This is a genomic window from Streptomyces sp. NPDC058880, from assembly GCF_042742535.1.
GTDB lineage: Bacteria > Actinomycetota > Actinomycetes > Streptomycetales > Streptomycetaceae > Streptomyces.
The window spans coordinates 58,087-78,044 of sequence record NZ_JBHYMC010000021.1; the positions used below are offsets into that span (position 1 = coordinate 58,087).

The following is a 19,958-nucleotide window of genomic DNA, read 5'->3' on the forward strand; positions in this document are numbered from 1 at the left end:
CGTTGCCACCTCGTTGTACGAACCGGACACCAGGCATTGCGGCGCAGAGTTGCCCTCCGCACCGGCGAAGTCGAGATCCACCAGCGTGCTGGAAGGCCAATTGTCCACACACGCCCGACGAGGGCCTCGCCTGCAAGACGGAGGCCCTCGTCGCACATGCTCGTCACCTTGGCAGGCGGTCAGCCGCCCCCAATCGATCGCGTCCAACTCCAACTTCTTGCCATAGTTCAGCGGCGAGGCGGCCACGGAGATGGAAGGAAAGAGCCGAGACCGATGAACTGCGCACGCCCACGACCCATTCCCGGGCCGTGGCCGCCACCTGCACCGGATCCCACGTCTGTCCCAGGCGGTCCGCCCGAGAGCCGTCGGACTGCATGACTCTCTCTCGGGTTGCGGCAGCCTCGGCTCCGATGAGCAGCGACACGCTGCTCGCCTCGTCATCGTCAGACCGGGGTGAGAGGAGAAGCGGTTCCGACGCGTTCCACGAGTCCTCGGGTTCCTCCACCCCCGGAGCCGCCAGGCTCAGGGCCGCTTCCTCGACCCACCGCTCCGCCAGATGACGCCAGCGGCTTGCCGCGAGTTCCGCGTTGCCGTCGGGGCTCTCCTGCCACCACCCCGAGGCAAGCAAGGCCAGTGTGCTCAGTCCACGCACGTCCTCGACGAGCACAGCAGGGCTGAGAGCCTGCTCCTGCGCCGTCCCGGACAGCAACCCGCCACCCACTACGGCCAGCGGTCCGTTGCTGGTGTCCGCCAGCACGAAGTCCGCCTTGGCGGCCGCCGGCGTCTTGTTGAAGAAGACCTTCCCTTGCGTCGCCCTTCCTCGCACTGAATCCAGCGCGCTGACCAGGCGCCTGCGTGACTCTTCCTGCACGTCGGTACCAGACCAGAGCACATCAACACTCACACCACGGCCTTGTAGGCTCGTGACCACCTCGCCGACCCGGGCGACCTGGGCGTCATCCAGGTACGAGGACACGATCAACACATGACCCGACGCGCGCTCCAAAGCCCGCTCGGCGAGTCGACGGCTATCACCCGCCTGCAGGGTCGCCTCGATACTGGGCATGGTAGCTAGTTCCGCCCGCGGAACAGACGACCCGTCTGGGCGCCGGACTCGGCCGCGGTCCGTCTCCCGTTCCTTCAGCATGCTGTCAAACCGTCTCTGGGCATCGGAGTCGACGGCGAGGTCCTGGTACTGCTGCTCGGCTTCCTCCAGTACGAGAGAGGTCAGATGACGCCAGTTGCCGGGCAGACCCAGCACCGTTCCTTCCTCCAAGTCCACGCGTAGGGGCAGGTAGTACTTCCCGCGCGCCAGCTTCGCGTCGCTGTCGATCCGGCGGATCCACTGCTGCTCGTCAGCGTTCCGCGGGAGCAGCCACTCGGTCTCGCCTCCGTTCAGCGTCTTGCGGTGGTGACGACCCCCCAGGGCGTAACTGATCGCCCCCCGATTGGTCTTCCGACGGACCTCCTCTGCGCGAAGCACTTCCAAGTCGGAGAGGCGGGCCAACTGGCAACTGAGCATTTCGCGTACGACGCTCGTCTGTCGTCTTTGGACGCGCAGGCTGGCCGGCCGGCGACTCTCGGAGATAGTCACGAGCCCTTCGCGCGTCACGACATAGCGGATGTCCTGGTCACTCTGGACCATGGCCACCCATCCTTCGCGGAGCAGCGTGACCAGACCCTCGATGAGCAACCTGTCGTGGACCTGGAACGCCTCGCGGAGCTCCTCGAAGACGCGGCCCCCTTCACCCTGATCTTCGGCGATAAGTCGTAGCAGTAGTTCCTCCAGCCTGCTGTACGGCCGACCCACCGCCACGTCGTACGACACGCGGAAGACGTCCAGCGGCAACAGAACGTGGATCACAGCCGTCCCCCTTCCCCGTGCGGGGTCACGCGTGCGCCACCCCTGTGGTCGCTGCGCAGAGCGCTGCTGATCCGATGCATTCCCTCGTCCAGGCCGGTCAGGTCGGCCGCCACCCGGATCGCCCGGCCCTCGGCGAACAGCTTGTCCAACCTGTCCACCAGAAGAGCCACATGGCGCAGTTCGTCGTACTGGCGTTCGTCACGTGGCACCTCCGACACCTGGATCCGGAAGAAGTCCCACGAGCCGACGAGGATCAGGAGGCGCTCAGCTCGCGAGAAGAGGACGTTCATCCGTGATGCCGCCTTGAGAAAGCCCAGGCCCTGGCCCGATTGCTTCATATTGTTGCGGACCAGGCTCACCGCGACGATATCCGACTGGTTGCCCTGGAACGAGTCGACGGTGAAGACGCCTCCCCTGGTGGGATCGTCGGCCGTGGCACCCTGGCCACCGCCAGCACCGCGTGGGTCGGGAGCGAGGGCGATTCCGTTGCGTAGCAGTTCGGCACGCATCTCCGGTCGGCGCAGACGTTTACCCAGCACGACAACCTGCTGGGCGTAGGGCGACAGGACGGCCAGATCGACCGGTCGTGCGGGATCTCCCCGCAGCGAGCGCAGGAAGAGCTCCAGTGCGTGCGCTTCCGCCTCGTTGCGGTACTTCGGCTGCGCTGTCTCAGCCGTGCGCGGGTCGACCGATGCTGCCGGCAGGTCAAGCCATACGACGGCCTTGCCTTCCAGGGCCGCGGGGGTGGTCAGCCCGTGCGGATCTCGATCGTGCGTGTAGTGCTCGAGTCTTCCCTTGTAGTACGTCTCCGAGACGAGCTCACCGATGTCCGGGTGCATGCGGTACTGCCCGGTGAGCATGCCGCCTTCGGGCTCGTGATCCTTGGTCAGGCCATGCAGTTGTCCGAAGAAGGTGAGCCATCGCTTGCAGTATTCGGTGAAGTACTTCCTCTCCTCACCGGTCTTGTCCTTCCACCGGTTGAGCAACTCCCAGTCGACCAAACGGTCGGCGCCTTCGAGGTCGCGCAGCGCCTGCACCACCCGCTCCAGATTGGAAAGCGCCTTCTGGTAGTCCTCCATTCGGTAGGGAGGCAACTGCTGGGCGTCGCCGATCAACAGCCATCGATGACCGAGGTAGAGAGGCAGAGCCAGTTCAAAACCGTGAGCCTTTCCTGCCTCTTCGACGATCGACCAGTCGTAGCTCACTTCTCCCGCCAGCCCTGCGAGATCGCCATCGCTCGCGCTGCTGTAGGTGATGCTGGCGCTCCGACGCACGAGTTCCCTGAACTCGTTGGCCTCTGAGGCACCCTGAGTGTCGATGTCCCGACGCATGGTCCGACAGGCTTCAAGCCAGGTGGCGGTGACCTCGGACAAGCGCTCGTCCGCCTGGTGCGCTTCCAGCTTTCTGACGGTGCTGTCCAGAAGTTGACGGGCCACAGACCGGACCGACCAGCGCTCGTCCGTGGAATCCACGGTCCGGAACGGATCCGTCGTCCGGCGCAATCTGATCGACAGAGGTCGGCTCTCGTCTGGGATGTCCTTGAACGCCTCGCCCTCGACCTTGGCCCTCAGAACATCCACCGCCGAGTGCGCCTGCGCTGTGATGAGGATCTGCGCCATCGGATCATCATCGAGGATTTCACGCAGCAGCCAGGCTGCCATGTGTGTCTTGCCGGTGCCGGGCGGCCCCTGCACCGTGTAGATCGGCCGGGTGCCGAGGATTTCCCCGATCTGCTTCCGCTTACTTTCGTCGAGGGGCCGACCGTCGAGCTCGTCGGGGCGGGTCCCACTGTCCATGAAGACCTGCCCGGGGTTGGACAGGCTCGCCAGCAGGTACGTGTGATCCGCCAATCTCTCGATGGCCTTTTTCCTGCGTCTGATCAACTGGAGCTGCCGGGCCAGGCCCTTGGTACGCAGAACGTACTCCTGTCCCGGACGAGGCTCCCAGGCATCAGCGCCTCTGCGGCCGTCGAGACGGCTCATACCTGCCAGAGCACCGGCGGGCCGCAGCCTCACGGTATCGACGGTGACGTCGGCATCCTTCAGCTCCCAGTGCCCGTCCGCCGGCAAGGCACTCCGGAGTCCTTCGGAATCCGGGGAGGACAACTGGATCTCGTTGCTGCCGGACTTCCCGCTGTACTTGTCCCGGAGCAGAAAGGCCGCCATGCCGCCGTCGGGTTTGAACATTTCCAAGGGTGGATGATTTCTCGGCATTTCCTGGACCTCGATCCAGTCAATGCTGCCATCCTCCCGGTATCGGACATCGGCAACCTGACATCGGAAGACCTCCGCGTCGCGGATCAGGAGGTCGATCTGGTTGGTCAGCCGGATGAACTCGGCAAGATCTTCCTGGTTTTTCTGCCGATCGCTCGCCTCATCCTTCGAGGGGATCACGAGATCCCAGCTGAGTGTCGGTGCCTGGATGCCCTGATGCCTCTGCGTGCTGATGAAGGCGAGTTGGCCAGCGGGGATCTCTCGGCTCCGCTGTGGATCCAGTTCGAAGTAGTCGAGAACCCTCTGACAGAAAGCCTTCTCCCAGCTCTTGTTCCCGCGATCGTCGTGCTTGCCGAGCTCAAGGTGCAGGCACTTGCCCGACAGCACCACTGTGCCGCTGGCATGACCAGGGGAAAGCACGCCTCCTTCGGCGAAGTCGTCGTAGAGGAAGCCGAGCAGCTTGATTACGTGCTCCTTGTTCTGGGAGCTGAATGCGTCGCCGGGCTGCAACCCCAGAGCGGAGCGGAGCCCTTGGGCCTCCATCACCTCCACAAGCCGCTGGTTTCCGGCGTTGACGACAACGAAGTGGCGCTGATTAGGGTCCGCACTCTCCGGAGGCACCTCCAGGGAGTCGATGACTTCCCTGATGAATGCCTGCACCTCGTCCCCGCGTCGAAGTCGCTCCGTTGGCTCCTCGGCGATCAGCCTGCCGATCACATCCCTCTCAAGCTGCGTCAGGCGGCTGTTGGGAACTGCGGGGGCGTCTCCCCTGCGCCTCCCCCCTCCCTGGCCCTTACTCAGTTGGTTCTGCACGAGCCGGTGACGCTCAGCGGCATCCGCAGTGCTGCCCAGGTGCTCGATGTCCAGCATGGAGCGAGCCGCCAGCATGCCGAAGGCGAACCAGTCGGCATCGGGGCCGAAGGTCTGGCGACCCGAAGCCCACTCGGGCGGAGTCTCCCAGCCGCGCCGAGTCCGCGCCGCCGCAGGAGGACGTCCCAGCCGGACGCTCCACTCGAAGCCACCGAGCCGTGCGAACTCAGGTCCCGTCTCCGGGTCCAGAAAGACGTTTTCCGCCGACACGCAACGGTGGACGACGTGTTGCCGGTGCAGCAGGTCAAGTCCCGAAGCCAGACGACCGAGCATTCTCCAGACCGACTGCCGGTCGACCGGGCGTCCCGACAGCCAGGAACAGCTGCGCCGGTCGGCGAGCATGGAGGCAAGGGTCCGGTGACCGTTCGTCTCGAACACCATGACGAAACAGCCCTGATCGTGATCGATGCCCACGTTGTGCAGCTGAATGAGCGATCGCTCCGAGCCGGGGCTGCTCCTGACCTGGTAGAGAGACCGCAACTCTGCGTCCCATAAGGCCCTTTGGACCTGATCCGGGCCGTCTTCGGAGAAGTGCCAGGTCTTCAGCAAGTACGGCTTCACGTACTCCAGGTTGTCGTTGGCCGTCCACAGCCTCCCTTCCTCCGACGGGGAGTCGAGTGGTCGAAGGAGTTCGTAGCGCCCTCCCAATAAGACGTCTCCTGGACCGAGCTTCACGCATACCTCCAGTCAGCGCGGGCACCGAGGACGGCCTGGCTGCTCAAGGGCAGCAAGAACTCCGTTGACGAAGCTGTCATTTCAGGCGCTTGGTGAACCACCATCACATTGTGAATGTGTTTTACTCCGCTAGTGGCCGAGGTCACAAGCGCTATGGGAAACTTGCAGATGTGGATCACTGAACAGGGTGGCCGGCAGGCCAAGACAGGACGGCATCCGGACAGCGGCGAGGAGGTAGCGAAGTGGCCACTGGCACGCCTCACAAGGCCCGTGGGGGCGCCCGGCGCGCCCAGCTGCGTGAGCAGCTCATGCAGGACAGCCGAGACGCGGCGCGAGAGATCATCGCGGCCGGAGGATTGAGCGGTCTCACCGTGAAGGCGGTGGCTGGCAAGGTGGGCGTGACGCCAGCTGCGCTCTACCGGTATTTCGACGGCAAGCACGGACTGATCCGCGCACTGTACGGAGACATCACCACGGAACTCATCAGCACGGTTCAGACTACCGTGGAGCACCAGGACGCCGACGACCTCAGCGCCAAGCTGCACGCCGCGACGCATGCCGTCCTCGTCTGGTCCGTGGCGCATCCTGGCGAGTTCAGCCTGCTGATGGGGGCCGGCTTCCCCGAGGCCACCGAGTCCGGGGACGAGATCCCACAGGCGATCTCCCGTGAACTGGGGGGATTGTTCGCCGGGCTGTTCGTCGAGCTCGTTCGGCGGGAACTGATCGACGGCGAATTCGAACAGGGTATGTCGGAAGTCCTGCGGCGCCAGCTCGTCGTCTACCAGCGGGCGGTCAGCCCCGGGCTTCCGTTGGGTGCCATCAGCGCGATGATGTACTGCTGGCGGCAGATTTACGGCTTGATCTGCATGGCCGTCAATCACCATCTCGCCTTCGTCTTCGGCGACGACTACGAGGCCCTGTTCGAGGAGATGATGGCTGACTTGCTGCCCAAGCTGGGGGTCCTGCCAAGCCCGAAGCGCCGCTACCTGAAGGTCGGCCCTCAGCGGCAAGTCACGGTGCAGAGGCCGCGAGGAGAAGTGGTTCTTCGCAACCACTACTGAGTTGAAGCTCGTGGTGTCGTCAGGACTGACGGCTGGTCGTTCGCTGGGGCAATGGGGCCACGCGGCATCTGCAAGAAGGCGGGCCGGCCGGCGTCGCTGCCGAGGCTCAGCCAGAAGCAGTTCACAGTTGAAGAGGGAGCTAGCCAAAAAGCCGGCCGCGCAAGGCTGGGATGACCAGCTCAGGACGCTCGAGCGGATCAATGCGGTTATCCGACGACACCTCCGCCTCACCTACACGATGCAGGGCGGCCGCAGGCTCCTGCACTGCGCTCGGCCTGGCCGAGGGACACCTCGTCTACGCCAGGGAAATCCTCCGCACTCACGGGGAGCACGGGCAATGAACACCTCGGGCGTGACACTGCGCCTGCTCGACAAGGCCGACAAGGCCGACAAGGCCGACAAGGCCGACAAGGAGATCCTCAAGCTCCCCCGCACGGTCAAGGGCGCGTTCTTCGACTTCCAGCACAAGTTCAAGGCGAACCCGCATGTCGGTGGTGTCACAGACGGTCTGGTTCCGCGCGATGCGGTCAACCAGCTGCGCTCCAGAGATCTCGTGCGCTTCCGCCACGAGGTGCAGCGAGCCCGGTCCCTGGCTGTTCGTTGCGGCCACCAGGGCCCGGGACAGCGTGGACATCTTCTGGCACGGCGCTCCCAGCCCGTTCCTTGGGCCCTCGTTGACGGGCTCGGAGTACGCGGAGCAAGGAAAGACCTCGCCCCGCCGCGTCGTGGACGCGGCCGGGGCGACGTGACGAGGCTTCAGAACCAGCGTCACCTGAGCGTCAGCAACTTAAGCCGCGCCCGGACGACGCGAGCGAGACCAAGATGGTCCCAACCGAACCTGCAGGTCAGGCGAGATCCAGCGGCGCCGACCCTCCTTCACCGTGTTGCTCGTCCGGAAACAGGTCGAGTACCTGACGAAATCCGAGAAAGACCAGGTCAGGAGTCCTCGCGCACCGGCTCCAGGATCGCCACGCGCGTCATCGGAAAGCAGTCGAAGAGGGCGGTGGATGAGGCTGGGTTGCATATCACCTGCCCGGCGGAGAGGCTGCCCTTCCAGAAGCGGGCGAACCGCGAAACGTCCGACCGTGATCCTGCGGGCCGCCCGGTCGACACAGACCAAGATCCGGGCCATTCACGGGCCAACCTCCGACCACCCCAGCCCAACATCCACGTTTCCACTGGTCAGCGGCAGTGCCGCTCCCGTGCCACCAGCACTCGAAGAATCTGCTGGGCGTCTCCGAAGCTAGGTCAAGGCGCTGCCCTTGGCGCGGAGACAAGGGGAAAGCGCAGGTAGCAGGGGGCGCATGGGTCGTGGTGGTCGCAGGTGGTCGCACGAGACTGGAGGTATCGACCTTTCCTCCGCCTCCTGGAGGCGATCCCCATGCGTAGCACCGGAGGCCGCGGCCGCATCTACCGCAGGTGTGGCTGCCGCGACACCCACCGTCACCAATTCGGAGCACACTGCCCGCACCTGTTCGCTGACGGTGACCATGGGACGTGGACCTTCGCGGTCGACGTCCCGGCACCGCGCCACCGCCGGACGACCGTGCGCAGGGGCGGCTTCGTCGACCACGACGCAGCCGAGACCGCACTCCGCAGATTTCTCGAGGGCGAGGCCGGCGGATTCAACGCCGACCCGAACCAGAGCGTCGACGACTACCTGACTACCTGGCTGGCCGCCAAGGCGCTCGTGCTCAAGCCCACCACCATGGCGCGTTACCGGGACTACGTCCACAACGACCTCGCACCCGCCTTCGGCACCCTCAAGCTGGACGAACTCGGACACCGTCACATCGCCGCCTTCGTCACCAGCGAGCTCAACGCCGGGCGCGGCAAGACCACCCTCTACCGCTGCCTGGCCACCCTCTCCAGCGCCCTCGGTGACGCAGTCCGCCAACACCGCCTCGCCCACAACCCCGCCAGCCCCCCGGCACTTCACCGGCCACCGTCACCCGAGCGCCGGATCTGGACCGCCGACGAGGCCATCCGCTTCCTCCAGCACTGCCATCAGGCAGACCCGGACATGGCCGACCTATTCGAATTCCTCATCGGCACCGGCATGCGCAAAGGAGAGGCCCTCGGTCTGCACTGGGACGACGTCCACCTGGCCGAACGTGTCCTCTACGTACGTTGCACGCTCTCCGCGATCGACAACAACCACCTCGTCATCACCACGCCCAAGACCCGCACCAGTCGGAACTGGGTCGCCCTCTCACCCCGCGTTGCCACTGCACTCGAGCACCGGGCCCGGTCAAGGGCCCGCCGCCACAGCGACCCCGGCGATCCATTCACCGGACTTGTCTTCTGCAGACCCGACGGCCGACCCCTGCGACCCCACACCGTCCTCGACCGGCTCCGGCAACTCTCCAAAGAGGCCGGTGTACCGCGGGTGACCGTTCACGACCTGCGGCACCTGGCCGCCACGATCACCATCACCGCCGGCGTCCCCCTTACCGTCGTCTCCAAGACCCTGCGGCACTCCACCCTGTCGACCACCGCCAACATCTACAGCCACCTCACCCAACAAGCCGCCCGCGAAGCCGTCGACACCATCGACCACACCCTCACCCGGGCCCAGAAACGAAACGACCGACGGACCTGGCTGGAACGGCTGCGACCACCACGCGACCACATCCAGCACCTCCGCGAAGCCCTCAACCGGCTCCGCTCCCCCGCCCCGCCCGCATTCAGCACCATCGCGAACCAGCCCCGAAGCGGGCGTGCGACCACACTGCGACCACCAGCATTCCGGGCACGGAAAAGGCCGTCCTCTCACATGTGAGAGAACGGCCTCCGACCTGCATAAACGCTGGTCGGGACGACAGGATTTGAACCTGCGACCCCTTGACCCCCAGTCAAGTGCGCTACCAAGCTGCGCCACGTCCCGATGCCCGCTGACCTGGGGTTTCCCCTGGCCGAACGCGCATGAGAACGATACCGCATTTCCGTGGGTGGTCGCGCGCGCCTTTCCGCCACCGGTGCGCGATCAGGGCGGCCGGTGCCGGCGAGCGGCTCCGGATGGGCTGCGACCAGGCGCTTCGGGGCTCACGCGCGCCGGTCCTCCCGTTCGTGCAGCAGGGCCACCAGCTCCGCCGCCAGCCCCTTCGCGGCGACGAGTCCCTCCGTCCCCCACCGCCGCGGGACCGTGTCCACCACGCACACCGTGCCCAGGACGATCCCGCGCCGGTCGGTCAGCGGCGCCCCCAGGTAGGAGCGGACCCCGCTCTCGTCCACCACCGGGTTGCAGGCGAAGCGGGCGAAGTCGCGCACGTCCTCCAGTACCAGCGCGCGCCTGCGTACCACCACGTGCGGGCAGTAGCCGTGATCGCGGGCCAGGACCCGCGCCGGGTAGGTGCTCCCGGGGGCGTCGGGCACGTGGTGCAGGCCCGCGAAGAACTGGCGCTCCTCGCCGACGAAGTTCACCCCCGCGCAGGGGGCCGCGAGGACGTCCGCCACACGGCGGGCGAAGGCGTCCAGTTCGGGGTCCACCCGCTCCCCCAGACCCAGTTCACGCAGGCGGACGGCTCGCGCCGGCGCCTCCCGGTCGACGGGCGTGAGCAGCAGGCGCCCGGTCGGTTCGTAGGAGGGCATCACGTTTCCCCCGGTTCTTTCGGCCCTGTCGTCGTGGCGGTCGTCGCTGGTGTCATCGATGCCGCCGCGGGCGATCGGTCTGCGGACGTGCACAGCAGGCGGCGGACCAGGGCGGCGAGTGTCACCGTCCCGGACGTGGTCAGGCGTGCGTCGCACGGTACGACCGGTACCTCGGGCCCCAGGCCCACCGCGTCCCGAACCTCGTCGGGGGTGTAGCGGTGGCAGCCGTCGAACTCGTTCACGGCGACGATGAAGCCGATCCCGCGCCGTTCGAAGAAGTCCACTGCCGGGAAGCAGTCGGCGAGGCGGCGGGTGTCCGCGAGCACCACCGCGCCGAGCGCGCCCGCGCACAGTTCCTCCCACAGGAACCAGAAGCGGTGCTGGCCGGGCATGCCGAAGAGGTAGAGCACGTGACGCCCGTCCAGAGCGATCCGGCCGAAGTCGAGCGCGACGGTCGTCGTGGCCTTGGCCTCGACCCCGTGCAGCGGGTCGGTGCCGATGCCGACGTCGCTGAGCAGTTCCTCGGTGCTCAGCGGCTCGATCTCGCTCACCGCGCCCACGAAGGTGGTCTTCCCCGCCCCGAAGCCCCCCGCGACCAGGACCTTCAGCGTCACGGGGGCGTCACAGCCGTCGGCGTAGGCCATCGAGGACCGCCAGGAGGAGGAACTGGTCATCGGCGGCATGCGTGCCTCCACCCGGGAACCGCGGCGGCTGCGCCGTCACGGCTCCGCATTCCATGAGATCGGACAGCAGTACCTTGACCACCGCGGCGGGGAGCCGCAGCTGGCCCGCGAGCTCGGCGACGGTGACCGCCGCGGCACCGGCGCACCACCTCAGCGCGAGGGTGTGCTCGGGCCCGAGCGGGACGCGCGGGCGTACGCCGGTCGCGCTCATCAGCGACAGCAGGTCGAGCGCGATCCCCGGTCTGGTCCGGCCGCCGCTGGCGGTGTACGGGCGCACCACCCGCCCCGCCGAGTCGTCGAGCCACGGTGTGTCCCGCCCCTTCCCGTATCCGCCACAGGCCCTGTGCACCCCCCTGCCGTGGGCCCTCATCGCTCCGCGTTCGCGGCGGGCCGCCGGGGCTCGGCCGCGAGGTAGGGACGGACGCTCTTGACCAGCATCGCCATCTCGTAGCCGAGGACACCGGCGTCGGCTTCGCGGTCGGCGAGGACGGCCAGGCAGGTACCGGACCCGGCTGCGGAGACGAAGAGGAGCGCGGTATCGAGCTCGACGACGACCTGCCGCACCCCTGCCCCGTCGCTGAAGCGTGCGCCGGCACTGCGGCCGAGTGAGTAGAGGCCACAGGCCAGGGCCGCGAGATGGTCGGCGCTGTCGTGGTCCAGGCCGTGCACACAGGTCACGAGCCCATCGGCGGTGAGGAGTACGGCGCTGCGGGTGTACGGCACGCGTTGGACCAGGCCGCTGAGCAGCCATTCGAGGTCCGAGAGCCGGCTGCCGGTCTCGGTCGCCATTTCGCCGCCCATGGTGGTGCGCTCCTTGCCGGGGGTGCTGGGGGTGGGGGTGCTGGGGGTGGGGGTGGGGGTGCTGGGGGTGGGGGTCATGCCTGGTTCTCCGACTGCCCCAGGCCGAAGCCCCGCCGGAAGGCGGCCATGAGGCCGGGATCGGGTACGGGCTGCCCTGCGTCCGCGGGGCACCGCGGGTCCGGGGCGAGGCGCAGCTGGGGCGCGAGGTGCTGCTGGGCTCGGCGCCGCGGCAACTCCGGCCGCTCGCCCGCGGCCCCGGCGCCCCGTACGTCCGGGCCGCCGGGCTGGGCCGGGACTGCGGGCCGGGCATCCGGGCGGCCGACTGCCGTCGGCGCCTCCGGTCCGGGCCCCGCCCCGGGCCCGGTGTCGGACGCGTTCCCCGCATCCATCACCGGCGCACCCGGCCGCTCGACCGCAGGCACCGACCCGGTGCCCGGCCGGGACGCGGACGGGGGCTGGGACACGCCCCACGCAGCTGTCGCGGTGCCGGGCGCCGCCACACGGTCCGCCGGAGTCCGCGCCTCGGCCGGCCGCGTCGTCGCCGAGCCGGTGCCGGGAGCACCCGGCGGCCCACCGGCGGGAGCCGACCGCACGTCCGCCGCGGGGGCGGGCTCCCGGTCGGCTGCGGCCGGCGCCTGCGGCACGGGTCCCGCCGCCGCCCCGGGCTCCCGTCCGGTGACGGGCCCGGGCTGTGACCAGGCCGGCGGTGCGGCAGCAGTCGCGGTCGGGGCGGCGGGCTCCGAAGGGCGGGGTTCGGAGCGGGGAGCCGGGACGGCCTGCTCCGCGCGACGGGGCAGCGGCATCCGCGCCGGCTCCAGCGGCGGCGTCACCCGCGAGCCCCCGGCCGCGTCGGCGGGCTCGGCCGCGCCCAGCAGCTCCTGCGGCAGCACCAGCACCGCCAGGACGCCGCCGTAGATGTTCGACTTGAGCTCGACGGCGATCCCGTGCCGGCGGGCCAGCGCCGCGACGACGTACAGGCCGATCCGCCCGTCCGCGAGCAGGCTCCGGACGCTGACCTGGTCGGGATCCCCGAGCAGGGCGTTCATCCGCTGCTGTTCCTCGGCCGGCATGCCCAGTCCCCGGTCTTCCACCTCGACTGCGATCCCGGCGGTGACCCGCTCGGCGCGCAGCACCACATCGGTGTCGGGGGCGGAGAACACCGTGGCGTTCTCGACGAGTTCGGCCAGCAGGTGCACGACGTCGGCGACGGCGTGTCCGCGTACGGTGCCGCCCGCCGGCGGCACGACCTTGACCCGCGTGTACTGCTCGACCTCGGCGACCGAGGAGCGGAGCACCTCGCTCAGGTCGATCGGCCGGGTCCACTGGCGGCGGGAGGCGGCGCCTCCGAGCACGGCGAGGTTCTCGGCGTGGCGGCGGATCCGGGTGGCGAGGTGGTCGACGTGGAAGAGCTCCCTGAGCAGGTCCGGGTCCTCGACCGTGTCCTCCAGGCCGTCCAGCAGCGAGATCTCGCGGTGCACGAGGGACTGGAGCCGGCGCGCGAGGTTGACGAAGACCTCGACCTTGCGGTCGCTGTCGGACGGGGTGACGGGACCGGCCAGCCGTACCAGGGCCGTGTGGGCCTGTTCCCGGGCGCCGCGCAGTTCCTGGGAGAGCAGCCAGAACTCGTCCACCCCGGCCGGGTCGCCCCCGGTGAGCGGTGCGTTCGGCCCGCCCCGGACCGGTCGCGGCGCCGCCTCGCCCCGCTCCAGCCGGTCGGCGGCCGCCCTCAGTTCCTGGCGGCCGCGCACACTGGAGCGGCGCAGCGCTTCGCACCGGTCCCGTACGGCCTTGGCCGCGCGCTGCGCGCCGAGCAGGGCGGCGGCGAGGGCGCCGATCGTGAGCAGGCCGCAGCCCGTGAGCACCGGCCAGAGCCGGGCGTCACGCTCGCCGGCCCCGCCACCGAGCTGGAGGGTGAAGATCACCGCGGCGGCGCCGCTGAGCGCGGCGGCGAGGGTGGGCAGGAGGGCGGCACGTACCAGCTGGGGACGTATCTGCCGGCCGGGACCGGGGGCGGCATGTCTCGACGGGGCGTGGCGGGCGGCGCGGGGTCCGGACATCGGCGTCCTCGGTACGTGGGGCCCGGCCCCCAGCGTTCCCGGGGCCCGGTGTTGATCACCGAATACCCACGCTAGACCCCGCCATCCCGCCGCGGACCGCCAGTTGGCGAACTTCCCGGGGGTGCTTCCCGCTCCCGGTGGAGCGCTCGTACAGCAGCCCTAATGCGCCGGTCAGGCCGCTGCGGGCGCCCCGCGGCGCCCCTGCGGGCGCACGCGGACGCCGGCTGCGGCGCCGGCCCGGGCGGGGGCGGTACCCGTGTCCGGGCCGGCGCGCCCGCTGCGACCCGACGGACTCCGGCCTCGCCCGCCCGCTCACCACCGGCGACGCCACGCGGGACACCGTCGGCGCCGCGCCGCCCGCCTGGTGCGGGGTGCACGGCCGCAGGCCCTTGCGCGGACAGCTGCGCGGGTGCGCCCGCCGTCCGCCCGGTGACGAACGGCCGCCACCCGGCCGGCTCGCCCAAAGGCTCGGGGCGCCGCCCCCGAGCCCGGCTCACGCCCCTCACCGCCGAGGCGCTCCAGCAGGGCGACACCGGTACGGGCCGTGTCGATCAGCGGTGTCCGACTGCACGTCGGAGGACGGTCCGCCGCCACGGCAGGCGGCCGTCGGCGGCGTATATGAAACGTAGATGGACGGCTGCGAGCCTCCTCGGCAGAACAACCCGCAAGCCAGCCAGGGGCCGCACACGGCACCTGGACGAACAGACAGGATCCACCGTGCCGCACACCCGCACCGTCACGCGCCGTCTGGCCCTCGCCGTCCCCGCCGTGCTCCTGGCTCTGCTCGCCGTCGGTGCCACCGCCGGAGCCCCCGCCCTCACGGCGGACCGCAGCACGAGCGTCTCGGCCGACGACGCCACCATCCCCCGACCGCGCCTGGATCACAACGAGTTCAACAGCAAGGCGTGACCGCCGCGCGCGGCTCCAGCAGGGTGCGGGCCTCCGCGGCCTCCGGGAGGCCTGACCGCTCGAAGACCTCCCACGCCTCGGTCGCGTACCGCAGCCCCTCCTCGCGCCGGCCCGCTGCCAGGCAGACCCGGGCGTGGATCAGCAGGGCGTAGCCGCGGTCCCGGCCCCGGCCCGGCACCGTGCGCAGATGGGCCACGGCCCGGGCGGAGGCCTCCAGCGCCTCCCCGGTCCGGCCCAGGTCGCTCAGCGTCCGGGCGCTGCGGTAGTCGGCCTGTGCCCGCTGACCCGGGATCCGGGCCGCGTCGCACAGGTCGCGGCACTCCCCGTACGCGGCCAGCGCCTCGTCCAGCCGGCCGAGCTCGTGCAGGGCCTGTCCGCGCACGCACAGCGCGTGGGCGACCCCGTGGTCGTCGGCCATCTCCCGCAGCGCCTGCAGGGCCTCCTCGCAGGCGGGCAGCGCCTCGGCCGCCCGGCCACCGCGGACGCGGGCCAGGGCGGCGTTGAGGGTGATCGTCAGGGCGCCCGAGCGGTGGCCCTGCTCCCGCGCCAGGACGAGTGCCTCGTCGAAGCACGCGGAGGCCTCGCCGAAGCGGTGCTCGAACTGGGCGATCACCCCGAGGTCGTTGTACGCCTGCTGCAGGATCGCCCGGTCGCCCGCCCGGCGGCAGGCCCGTACGGCCAGCTCGGCGGCTGCCCGGGCCCGGCCCAGGTCGGTGGCCTGGAGCGCCGCGTTCCCGGTGAGGAAGTGGGCGCGGCCGGCCGCGCGGTCGTTGCCGCGCAGGGTCGCGGCCCGGGCCAGTTCGGCGGCGGTCTGCGTGATCCGCGCGTACGGGATGTCCTGCCCGAACGAGCTGAGCGCGACCAGCAGGTCGGCGGCCATCGTCAGCTCCTCCGGGTCCGCGGCGTCCGGCCGCCGCACCACCAGCTGGACGGTGTGCAGCGCGCAGTCGAACTCCGCGACGACCCAGGCGCGGGCCTCGGTCAGGTCCGCGAGCCGCCCCGCCCCCGGTTCGGCCGCCGCCGCGACGATCGAGCGGTGGACCGGGTCCCCGGGGATCATCCGCTGGAAGGCCTCGGCCGCCATGCCCAGCAGGTGGTGCAGGAGGCGGTGCTGCACCGGCGGGCCGGCCTCACCGGCCGGGGTGGGCAGGTTGAGCGCGAAGTCCCGGCCCAGCTCGTGGTGGCGGTAGCGGCCCGGCTCCGGTGATTCGAGCAGGGCGGCGTCCACCAGGGCTTCGAGCAGCTCTTCGGCATCCGGCTCGGCCAGGTCCAGGGCCGCGGCCGCCGCGGCGAGCCCGATCCCGGGTCTGGAAACGGGGGCGAGCCGGCGGAACACGCCGGCCTGGGGCCCGGTCAGCTGGCGGTGGCCCAGCTCGAAGACCGCCGCGACGGCCAGGTCGTCGGCCCGCAGCTCGGTCAGCCGCCGCCGCTCTTCGGCGAGCCGCGCCAGCAGGTGCGCGACGGTCCATCCGGGCCGGGCGGCGAGGCGGGCGGCGACGATGCGGACCGCCAGCGGCAGCCGGGCGCAGGCCGCGACCAGCGCGGCCGAGGCCTCCTCCTCCCGGTCCACCCGGTCGGCGCCGACGATCTGCCTCAGCAGCCCGAGCGCCTCCTCCGGCGTGAACTCCGCGAGCTGGACGTGGCGTCCCGACAGCAGCCCGCCCAGGCGGGCCCGGCTGGTGACGACCACGGCGCAGCCGGCGGCACCCGGGAGCAGCGGTTTGACCTGGGAGATGTCCCGGGCGTCGTCGAGCAGCAGGAGCAGTCGGCGGCCGTCCATGACGGTGCGGAAGAGCCGGGCGCGGTCCTCCGTCGAGGGCGGCACCTCGCGGCGGGGCACGCCGAGGCTTCCGAGCAGGCTGGCCAGGACGGTGCCGGGGTCGGCGGGGTCGCTGCCGGTCCCGCGGAGGTCGGCGTAGAGCTGGCCGTCGGGGTAGGCGTCCTTGACGTGGTGCGCGACCCGCAGGGCCAGGGCGCTCTTGCCGATGCCGCCCATCCCGCTCACGGCGGCGACGGCCAGGGCAGTGCGGGCCGGGTCGCCCAGGGCGTCGGCGAGGACCGCGAGTTCAGCGGTCCGGCCGCAGAAGTCGGCTATGTCGGCCGGCAGTTGGGCGGGCCGGAGGTACCCGGCCCGCCCCGGTTCGGCGTAGGACGTTTCGGCGCCCCCGCTCGGTGGCCCGGCGTCGACCCGGGCTTGGCCGGCACCCGACTGCTCGGGGACTCGCGGAGGCGCGAAGGCCCCGGGCACACCGGTGGGCACGGCGGCCGCCGGCCCGCGCCGCGCCTCGGGTCCGGCGGCCCGGGTCGCGGCGGCAGGCAGCAGAGCCGGGTCTCCCGCCAGGACGCGGGCGTGCAGGGAGCGGAGCTCGGGGCCCGGGTCCAGGCCGAGTTCGTCGGCCAGCACCTCGCGGGCCCGGCCGAAGACGGCGAGGGCGTCGCCCTGCCGCCCCGCGGCGTACAGCGCGCGCATCAGGAGCCCGTACGGACGCTCCCGCAGCGGTTCGTCGCGGATGAGGGCGGTGAGCTCGGGGACGGCCCGCTCGTGCCGCCCGAGGAGCAGGTCCGTCCCGAGGCGCTCCTCCAACAGGTGCAGCCGCAGCTCCGCCAGGCGTGAGCGCTGGCTCTCGGCGAACGGCCCCGGCACCCCGGCCAGCGGCTCGCCCCGCCACAGGGCCCCGGCCTCGGTCAGGGCTTCGGCGCAGCGCTCCGGCTCCCCGGCCGCGTGGGCGCGCGCGGCCTTCGCGGCCAGCTCCTCGGCCCGTACGGCGTCGACCGAGCCCGGCGGTACGGCGAGCCGGTAGCCGTCGTTCGCGGACTCCAGGACCTGGGCGCCGGTCTTCTCCAGGAGCTTGCGCAGCCGCCAGACGTAGGTCCGCAGGATCATCACCGCGGAGTCCGGAGCGGACTCGCCCCATACCGCGGCGGTCAGTTCGTGCAGCGGCACGACATGGCCCGCCCGGAGCGCCAGGACGGCGAGGGCCGCCTGCTGCTGCGGCGGTCCGCAAGTGAGCGCCGGTCCCCCGTGGGACATCCCCACGGATCCGAGCACGAAGAATTCCACGAGTTCCCCCTGTGCACGCGCACAGCTCCACCCGGCGGTCGGTCTCCAGTCGTACTGGCCCGCCGATGTACGGAGCGTCATCCTAAGCGGTTCACATGACCATGCCATCGGAATGGGTCGCGCAGGCGCGGCGGCGGCCCGGCCGGGTCCGCACGGCGGTTCGGAGTGACCGGTTCCGGGTCACACCCAGCCGAGGCGGGCCGCGCGCAGCCCGGCCTCGAAACGACTGCGCGCGCCCAGCCGTTCGATCAGCGAGGCCATGATCCGCCGCGCGGTACGGGCCGAGATGTGCAGCTGTCCGGCGGCGGATTCGTCGGTGTGCCCCTCGGCCAGCAGGCCCAGCAGTGATCGCTCCTGCTCAGTGGGTACGTACCGCGCCTCCGACGGATCCGCGCCCAGCGGCACGGCCGCGCCCCACTCCCGCTCGAAGAGCGCGACCAGCGGCGCGATCACGCCGGGCGCGGAGAGGAACAGCGCACCCCGACGGCTGTCCGCCGGGTCCATGGGCAGCAGGGCGTGGGTCCGGTCGACCAGCACCATCCGGGTCGGCAACGCGGCGACCGTACGGAAGGCCCCACCGCCGGCGAGCAGCGCCCGGCTGTAACGCAGCGTGCCCGGGTCCTCCCGGACGAGGTCGAGCCCGATGGTGCGGATCACGACCCCGCGGGCGAGCACCAGGGCGTCGTTGCGTTCGGCGGCCTCCAGTGCGGCCGGGGACTGGGGGCCGCCCGGCATGAGGGTCAGCACCTCGGTCCTGGCCTCCAGTGCCAGGCGCTCCAACCGCCGCTGCACGGCGTCGAGTCCGGCCAGCCGCTCGACGCCCTCGGCCGGGCGACCACCGGAGCCGGTGCCCGCGAGGAGCCGGACCAGGGCCTGCTGGTGGCCGGCGGCCTGCCGGTGCCGGGTCATCAGTTCCTCGTGCTGCTGGTCCAGGAGCCGCTGCATCCCGAAGACCGGGTCGACGGCGGTGAAGCGGCCGGGCGTCTCGAAGGACGCCTGGACCAGGCGCAGCGCGAACAGCCGGTCGAGGCAGTCGCGGACCCGGTCGGGCTCCACCCCGAGCCGGGCGGCCAATTCGGCCAGGCCCAGTTCGGGCCGGGCGAGCATCTCCTCGTACACCGTCTGGTCGAGTTCCTCCAGGCCGAGCCCCGCGGACATCGTTCCCCCTCTTCGCTTGCGGTCGCCCCCGTCGATCTGCGACCAGCCTGCCCACCGGACATCTACGCGACATAGACGGGCCCTCCACGCGCGTCCACGCGGTTCGATCCGGCTGCCCGCGGGGGCCGCAGTCACAAAGCGTCCTGGCCGTTTCCGCCACCCCTGAACCCGTTCCCACAGGTCAACACCCTGGTCAGGATGGAGACGTGCCGCTCGGCACCTCTTCCCCACTCCCCATAAGGGCACCTCCATGACCTCTCGCGTCCACACCGCCGTCCGTCCGGTCCGCACCGCCGCCGTGGCGCTCGCCGCGGCCGTCGTCCACGCCGCGCTCGTGCTCACCGTCGGCGGACCGGCGGGTGCGGTCGCGGCCGGGGCCGGGGCCGGCACCGTCCAGGCGGCCCCGCAACAGCTCCCGGCCGCCCCGGGCGCGGTCGCCCGGGGCCTCATCTGGGACTGACCCGGTCGCGTGGAGCTGACCCTCGTCTCCCTCGTACCGCCCGTGACTGGGCCCGGTCCCGGTCCCGCGGACGACGGCCGCCTGCTCCGCCTGCTGTGGGGCGCGGCCCGCCCGGCGGAGCGACTGGAGCACATCAGCGTGCGGAGCGGTCCGCACGGCGTGGACCTCGGACTCTTCACCGTGGCCACGCCCGGGACGACCGCCGCGGAGGCCGCCCTGGCCATCTGCCGCCGCGCGCTGACGCCCCCCTCCCCCTTCCACGGCTGGCACCTCGCCGCCGGACCCACCGGACTCGCGCGTCCCGGCGCGATACCGCCCACCACCACCTGACAGGAGCACCCGTGACCAACCCCTTCGAGGACGACGAAGCCAGCTACTTCGTCCTCGTCAACCAGGAGAACCAGCACTCCCTGTGGCCCGCCTCGATCAAGGTGCCCGCCGGCTGGACGGCCACCCACGGCCCGGCCGGTCGCCAGGACTGCCTGGACCACATCGAGGTGACCTGGACCGATCTGCGCCCGGCCTCGCTGGTCGCTGCGCTCGGGGAGGTCTGAG

The 19,958-nt window shown here is 70.8% G+C and carries 15 protein-coding genes, 1 tRNA gene and 1 pseudogene; 7 read left to right on the forward strand and 10 right to left on the reverse strand.

All coding sequences use genetic code 11. From position 1 onward, the window contains the following. Nucleotides 1-163: 163 nt before the first annotated feature. Nucleotides 164-1,864 carry a hypothetical protein gene (locus tag ACFW2G_RS15215; RefSeq protein WP_384580803.1) on the reverse strand — a complete coding sequence of 567 codons (1,701 nt, stop codon included), beginning with the start codon at nucleotides 1,862-1,864 and terminating at the stop codon, nucleotides 164-166. Beyond that, on the reverse strand, nucleotides 1,861-5,622 hold the full coding sequence (locus ACFW2G_RS15220; protein WP_384580805.1) for an AAA domain-containing protein: 3,762 nt from the start codon (nucleotides 5,620-5,622) through the stop codon (nucleotides 1,861-1,863). The genes ACFW2G_RS15215 and ACFW2G_RS15220 overlap by 4 nt, the downstream gene beginning before the upstream one ends. Nucleotides 5,623-5,864: 242 nt before the next feature. Here ACFW2G_RS15220 and ACFW2G_RS15225 point away from each other — a divergent pair, with 242 nt between their 5' ends. The 3 genes and pseudogenes from ACFW2G_RS15225 to ACFW2G_RS15235 all read left to right on the forward strand — a co-directional run bounded on the left by ACFW2G_RS15225 (nucleotide 5,865) and on the right by ACFW2G_RS15235 (nucleotide 9,465). Further along, the gene (locus tag ACFW2G_RS15225; protein ID WP_384580807.1) at nucleotides 5,865-6,683 is read left to right on the forward strand and encodes a TetR/AcrR family transcriptional regulator; all 819 of its coding nucleotides are present in this window, start codon (nucleotides 5,865-5,867) and stop codon (nucleotides 6,681-6,683) included. A gap of 442 nt (nucleotides 6,684-7,125) precedes the next feature. Beyond that, nucleotides 7,126-7,432, forward strand: a pseudogene (locus tag ACFW2G_RS15230) (hypothetical protein); the annotation flags it as partial. 632 nt (nucleotides 7,433-8,064) lie between these two features. Beyond that, nucleotides 8,065-9,465 (forward strand): tyrosine-type recombinase/integrase, encoded by a 1,401-nt coding sequence (locus tag ACFW2G_RS15235; protein WP_384580809.1) that lies wholly within the window; start codon nucleotides 8,065-8,067, stop codon nucleotides 9,463-9,465. A 28-nt stretch (nucleotides 9,466-9,493) separates the two neighbouring features. Here the strand turns inward: ACFW2G_RS15235 and ACFW2G_RS15240 are convergent. The 6 genes from ACFW2G_RS15240 to ACFW2G_RS15265 form a co-directional block, all read right to left on the reverse strand. Next, nucleotides 9,494-9,570: transfer RNA gene (locus ACFW2G_RS15240), tRNA-Pro, on the reverse strand. Between the two features lie 158 nt (nucleotides 9,571-9,728). After that, nucleotides 9,729-10,274 carry a GAF domain-containing protein gene (locus tag ACFW2G_RS15245; RefSeq protein WP_384447619.1) on the reverse strand — a complete coding sequence of 182 codons (546 nt, stop codon included), beginning with the start codon at nucleotides 10,272-10,274 and terminating at the stop codon, nucleotides 9,729-9,731. Then, a complete protein-coding gene (locus ACFW2G_RS15250) occupies nucleotides 10,274-10,918 on the reverse strand; it encodes an ATP/GTP-binding protein (RefSeq protein WP_384580923.1) in 645 nt (214 codons plus the stop codon). Before ACFW2G_RS15250 ends, ACFW2G_RS15245 begins: the two co-directional genes overlap by 1 nt. Next, nucleotides 10,896-11,327, reverse strand: a complete 432-nt coding sequence (locus ACFW2G_RS15255; RefSeq protein ID WP_384447616.1) for a DUF742 domain-containing protein — start codon at nucleotides 11,325-11,327, stop codon at nucleotides 10,896-10,898. Before ACFW2G_RS15255 ends, ACFW2G_RS15250 begins: the two co-directional genes overlap by 23 nt. Further along, on the reverse strand, nucleotides 11,324-11,746 hold the full coding sequence (locus tag ACFW2G_RS15260) for a roadblock/LC7 domain-containing protein (RefSeq protein ID WP_384447684.1): 423 nt from the start codon (nucleotides 11,744-11,746) through the stop codon (nucleotides 11,324-11,326). The genes ACFW2G_RS15255 and ACFW2G_RS15260 overlap by 4 nt, the downstream gene beginning before the upstream one ends. A gap of 86 nt (nucleotides 11,747-11,832) precedes the next feature. Then, nucleotides 11,833-13,815 carry an ATP-binding protein gene (locus ACFW2G_RS15265; protein ID WP_384580811.1) on the reverse strand — a complete coding sequence of 661 codons (1,983 nt, stop codon included), beginning with the start codon at nucleotides 13,813-13,815 and terminating at the stop codon, nucleotides 11,833-11,835. Between the two features lie 717 nt (nucleotides 13,816-14,532). On the opposite strand from ACFW2G_RS15265, the gene ACFW2G_RS15270 reads away from it, so the two are divergent. Beyond that, nucleotides 14,533-14,724, forward strand: coding sequence for a hypothetical protein (locus tag ACFW2G_RS15270; RefSeq protein WP_037916094.1), 192 nt, complete (start codon nucleotides 14,533-14,535; stop codon nucleotides 14,722-14,724). Here ACFW2G_RS15270 and ACFW2G_RS15275 read toward each other — a convergent pair. Next, nucleotides 14,708-17,785, reverse strand: coding sequence for a BTAD domain-containing putative transcriptional regulator (locus ACFW2G_RS15275; RefSeq protein ID WP_384447610.1), 3,078 nt, complete (start codon nucleotides 17,783-17,785; stop codon nucleotides 14,708-14,710). The genes ACFW2G_RS15270 and ACFW2G_RS15275 overlap by 17 nt on opposite strands. Nucleotides 17,786-17,965: 180 nt before the next feature. Beyond that, nucleotides 17,966-18,943: a helix-turn-helix domain-containing protein gene (locus ACFW2G_RS15280; RefSeq protein ID WP_384580813.1), complete on the reverse strand. Its 978-nt coding sequence runs from the start codon at nucleotides 18,941-18,943 to the stop codon at nucleotides 17,966-17,968. Nucleotides 18,944-19,193: 250 nt separating this feature from the next. Between ACFW2G_RS15280 and ACFW2G_RS15285 the strand changes: the two genes are divergently transcribed. The 3 genes from ACFW2G_RS15285 to ACFW2G_RS15295 are packed head-to-tail and all read left to right on the forward strand — an operon-like array spanning nucleotide 19,194 to nucleotide 19,957. Next, the gene (locus tag ACFW2G_RS15285; RefSeq protein WP_384580815.1) at nucleotides 19,194-19,403 is read left to right on the forward strand and encodes a hypothetical protein; all 210 of its coding nucleotides are present in this window, start codon (nucleotides 19,194-19,196) and stop codon (nucleotides 19,401-19,403) included. A gap of 9 nt (nucleotides 19,404-19,412) precedes the next feature. Continuing rightward, nucleotides 19,413-19,733 (forward strand): hypothetical protein, encoded by a 321-nt coding sequence (locus ACFW2G_RS15290; protein ID WP_384580817.1) that lies wholly within the window; start codon nucleotides 19,413-19,415, stop codon nucleotides 19,731-19,733. A gap of 11 nt (nucleotides 19,734-19,744) precedes the next feature. Then, on the forward strand, nucleotides 19,745-19,957 hold the full coding sequence (locus ACFW2G_RS15295; RefSeq protein WP_384580819.1) for an MbtH family protein: 213 nt from the start codon (nucleotides 19,745-19,747) through the stop codon (nucleotides 19,955-19,957). The last annotated feature ends 1 nt before the right edge of the window (nucleotide 19,958 follow it).

Excerpts from the sequence above, each read along its gene's own strand:
- ACFW2G_RS15260 (WP_384447684.1), bottom strand. The coding sequence starts at position 11,746 with ATGGCGACCGAGACCGGCAGCCGGCTCTCGGACCTCGAATGGCTGCTC.
- ACFW2G_RS15235 (WP_384580809.1), top strand. The coding sequence starts at position 8,065 with ATGCGTAGCACCGGAGGCCGCGGCCGCATCTACCGCAGGTGTGGCTGC.
- ACFW2G_RS15255 (WP_384447616.1), bottom strand. The coding sequence starts at position 11,327 with ATGAGGGCCCACGGCAGGGGGGTGCACAGGGCCTGTGGCGGATACGGG.
- ACFW2G_RS15265 (WP_384580811.1), bottom strand. The coding sequence starts at position 13,815 with ATGTCCGGACCCCGCGCCGCCCGCCACGCCCCGTCGAGACATGCCGCC.
- ACFW2G_RS15250 (WP_384580923.1), bottom strand. The coding sequence starts at position 10,918 with ATGGCCTACGCCGACGGCTGTGACGCCCCCGTGACGCTGAAGGTCCTG.
- ACFW2G_RS15245 (WP_384447619.1), bottom strand. The coding sequence starts at position 10,274 with ATGCCCTCCTACGAACCGACCGGGCGCCTGCTGCTCACGCCCGTCGAC.
- ACFW2G_RS15280 (WP_384580813.1), bottom strand. The coding sequence starts at position 18,943 with ATGTCCGCGGGGCTCGGCCTGGAGGAACTCGACCAGACGGTGTACGAG.
- ACFW2G_RS15285 (WP_384580815.1), top strand. The coding sequence starts at position 19,194 with ATGACCTCTCGCGTCCACACCGCCGTCCGTCCGGTCCGCACCGCCGCC.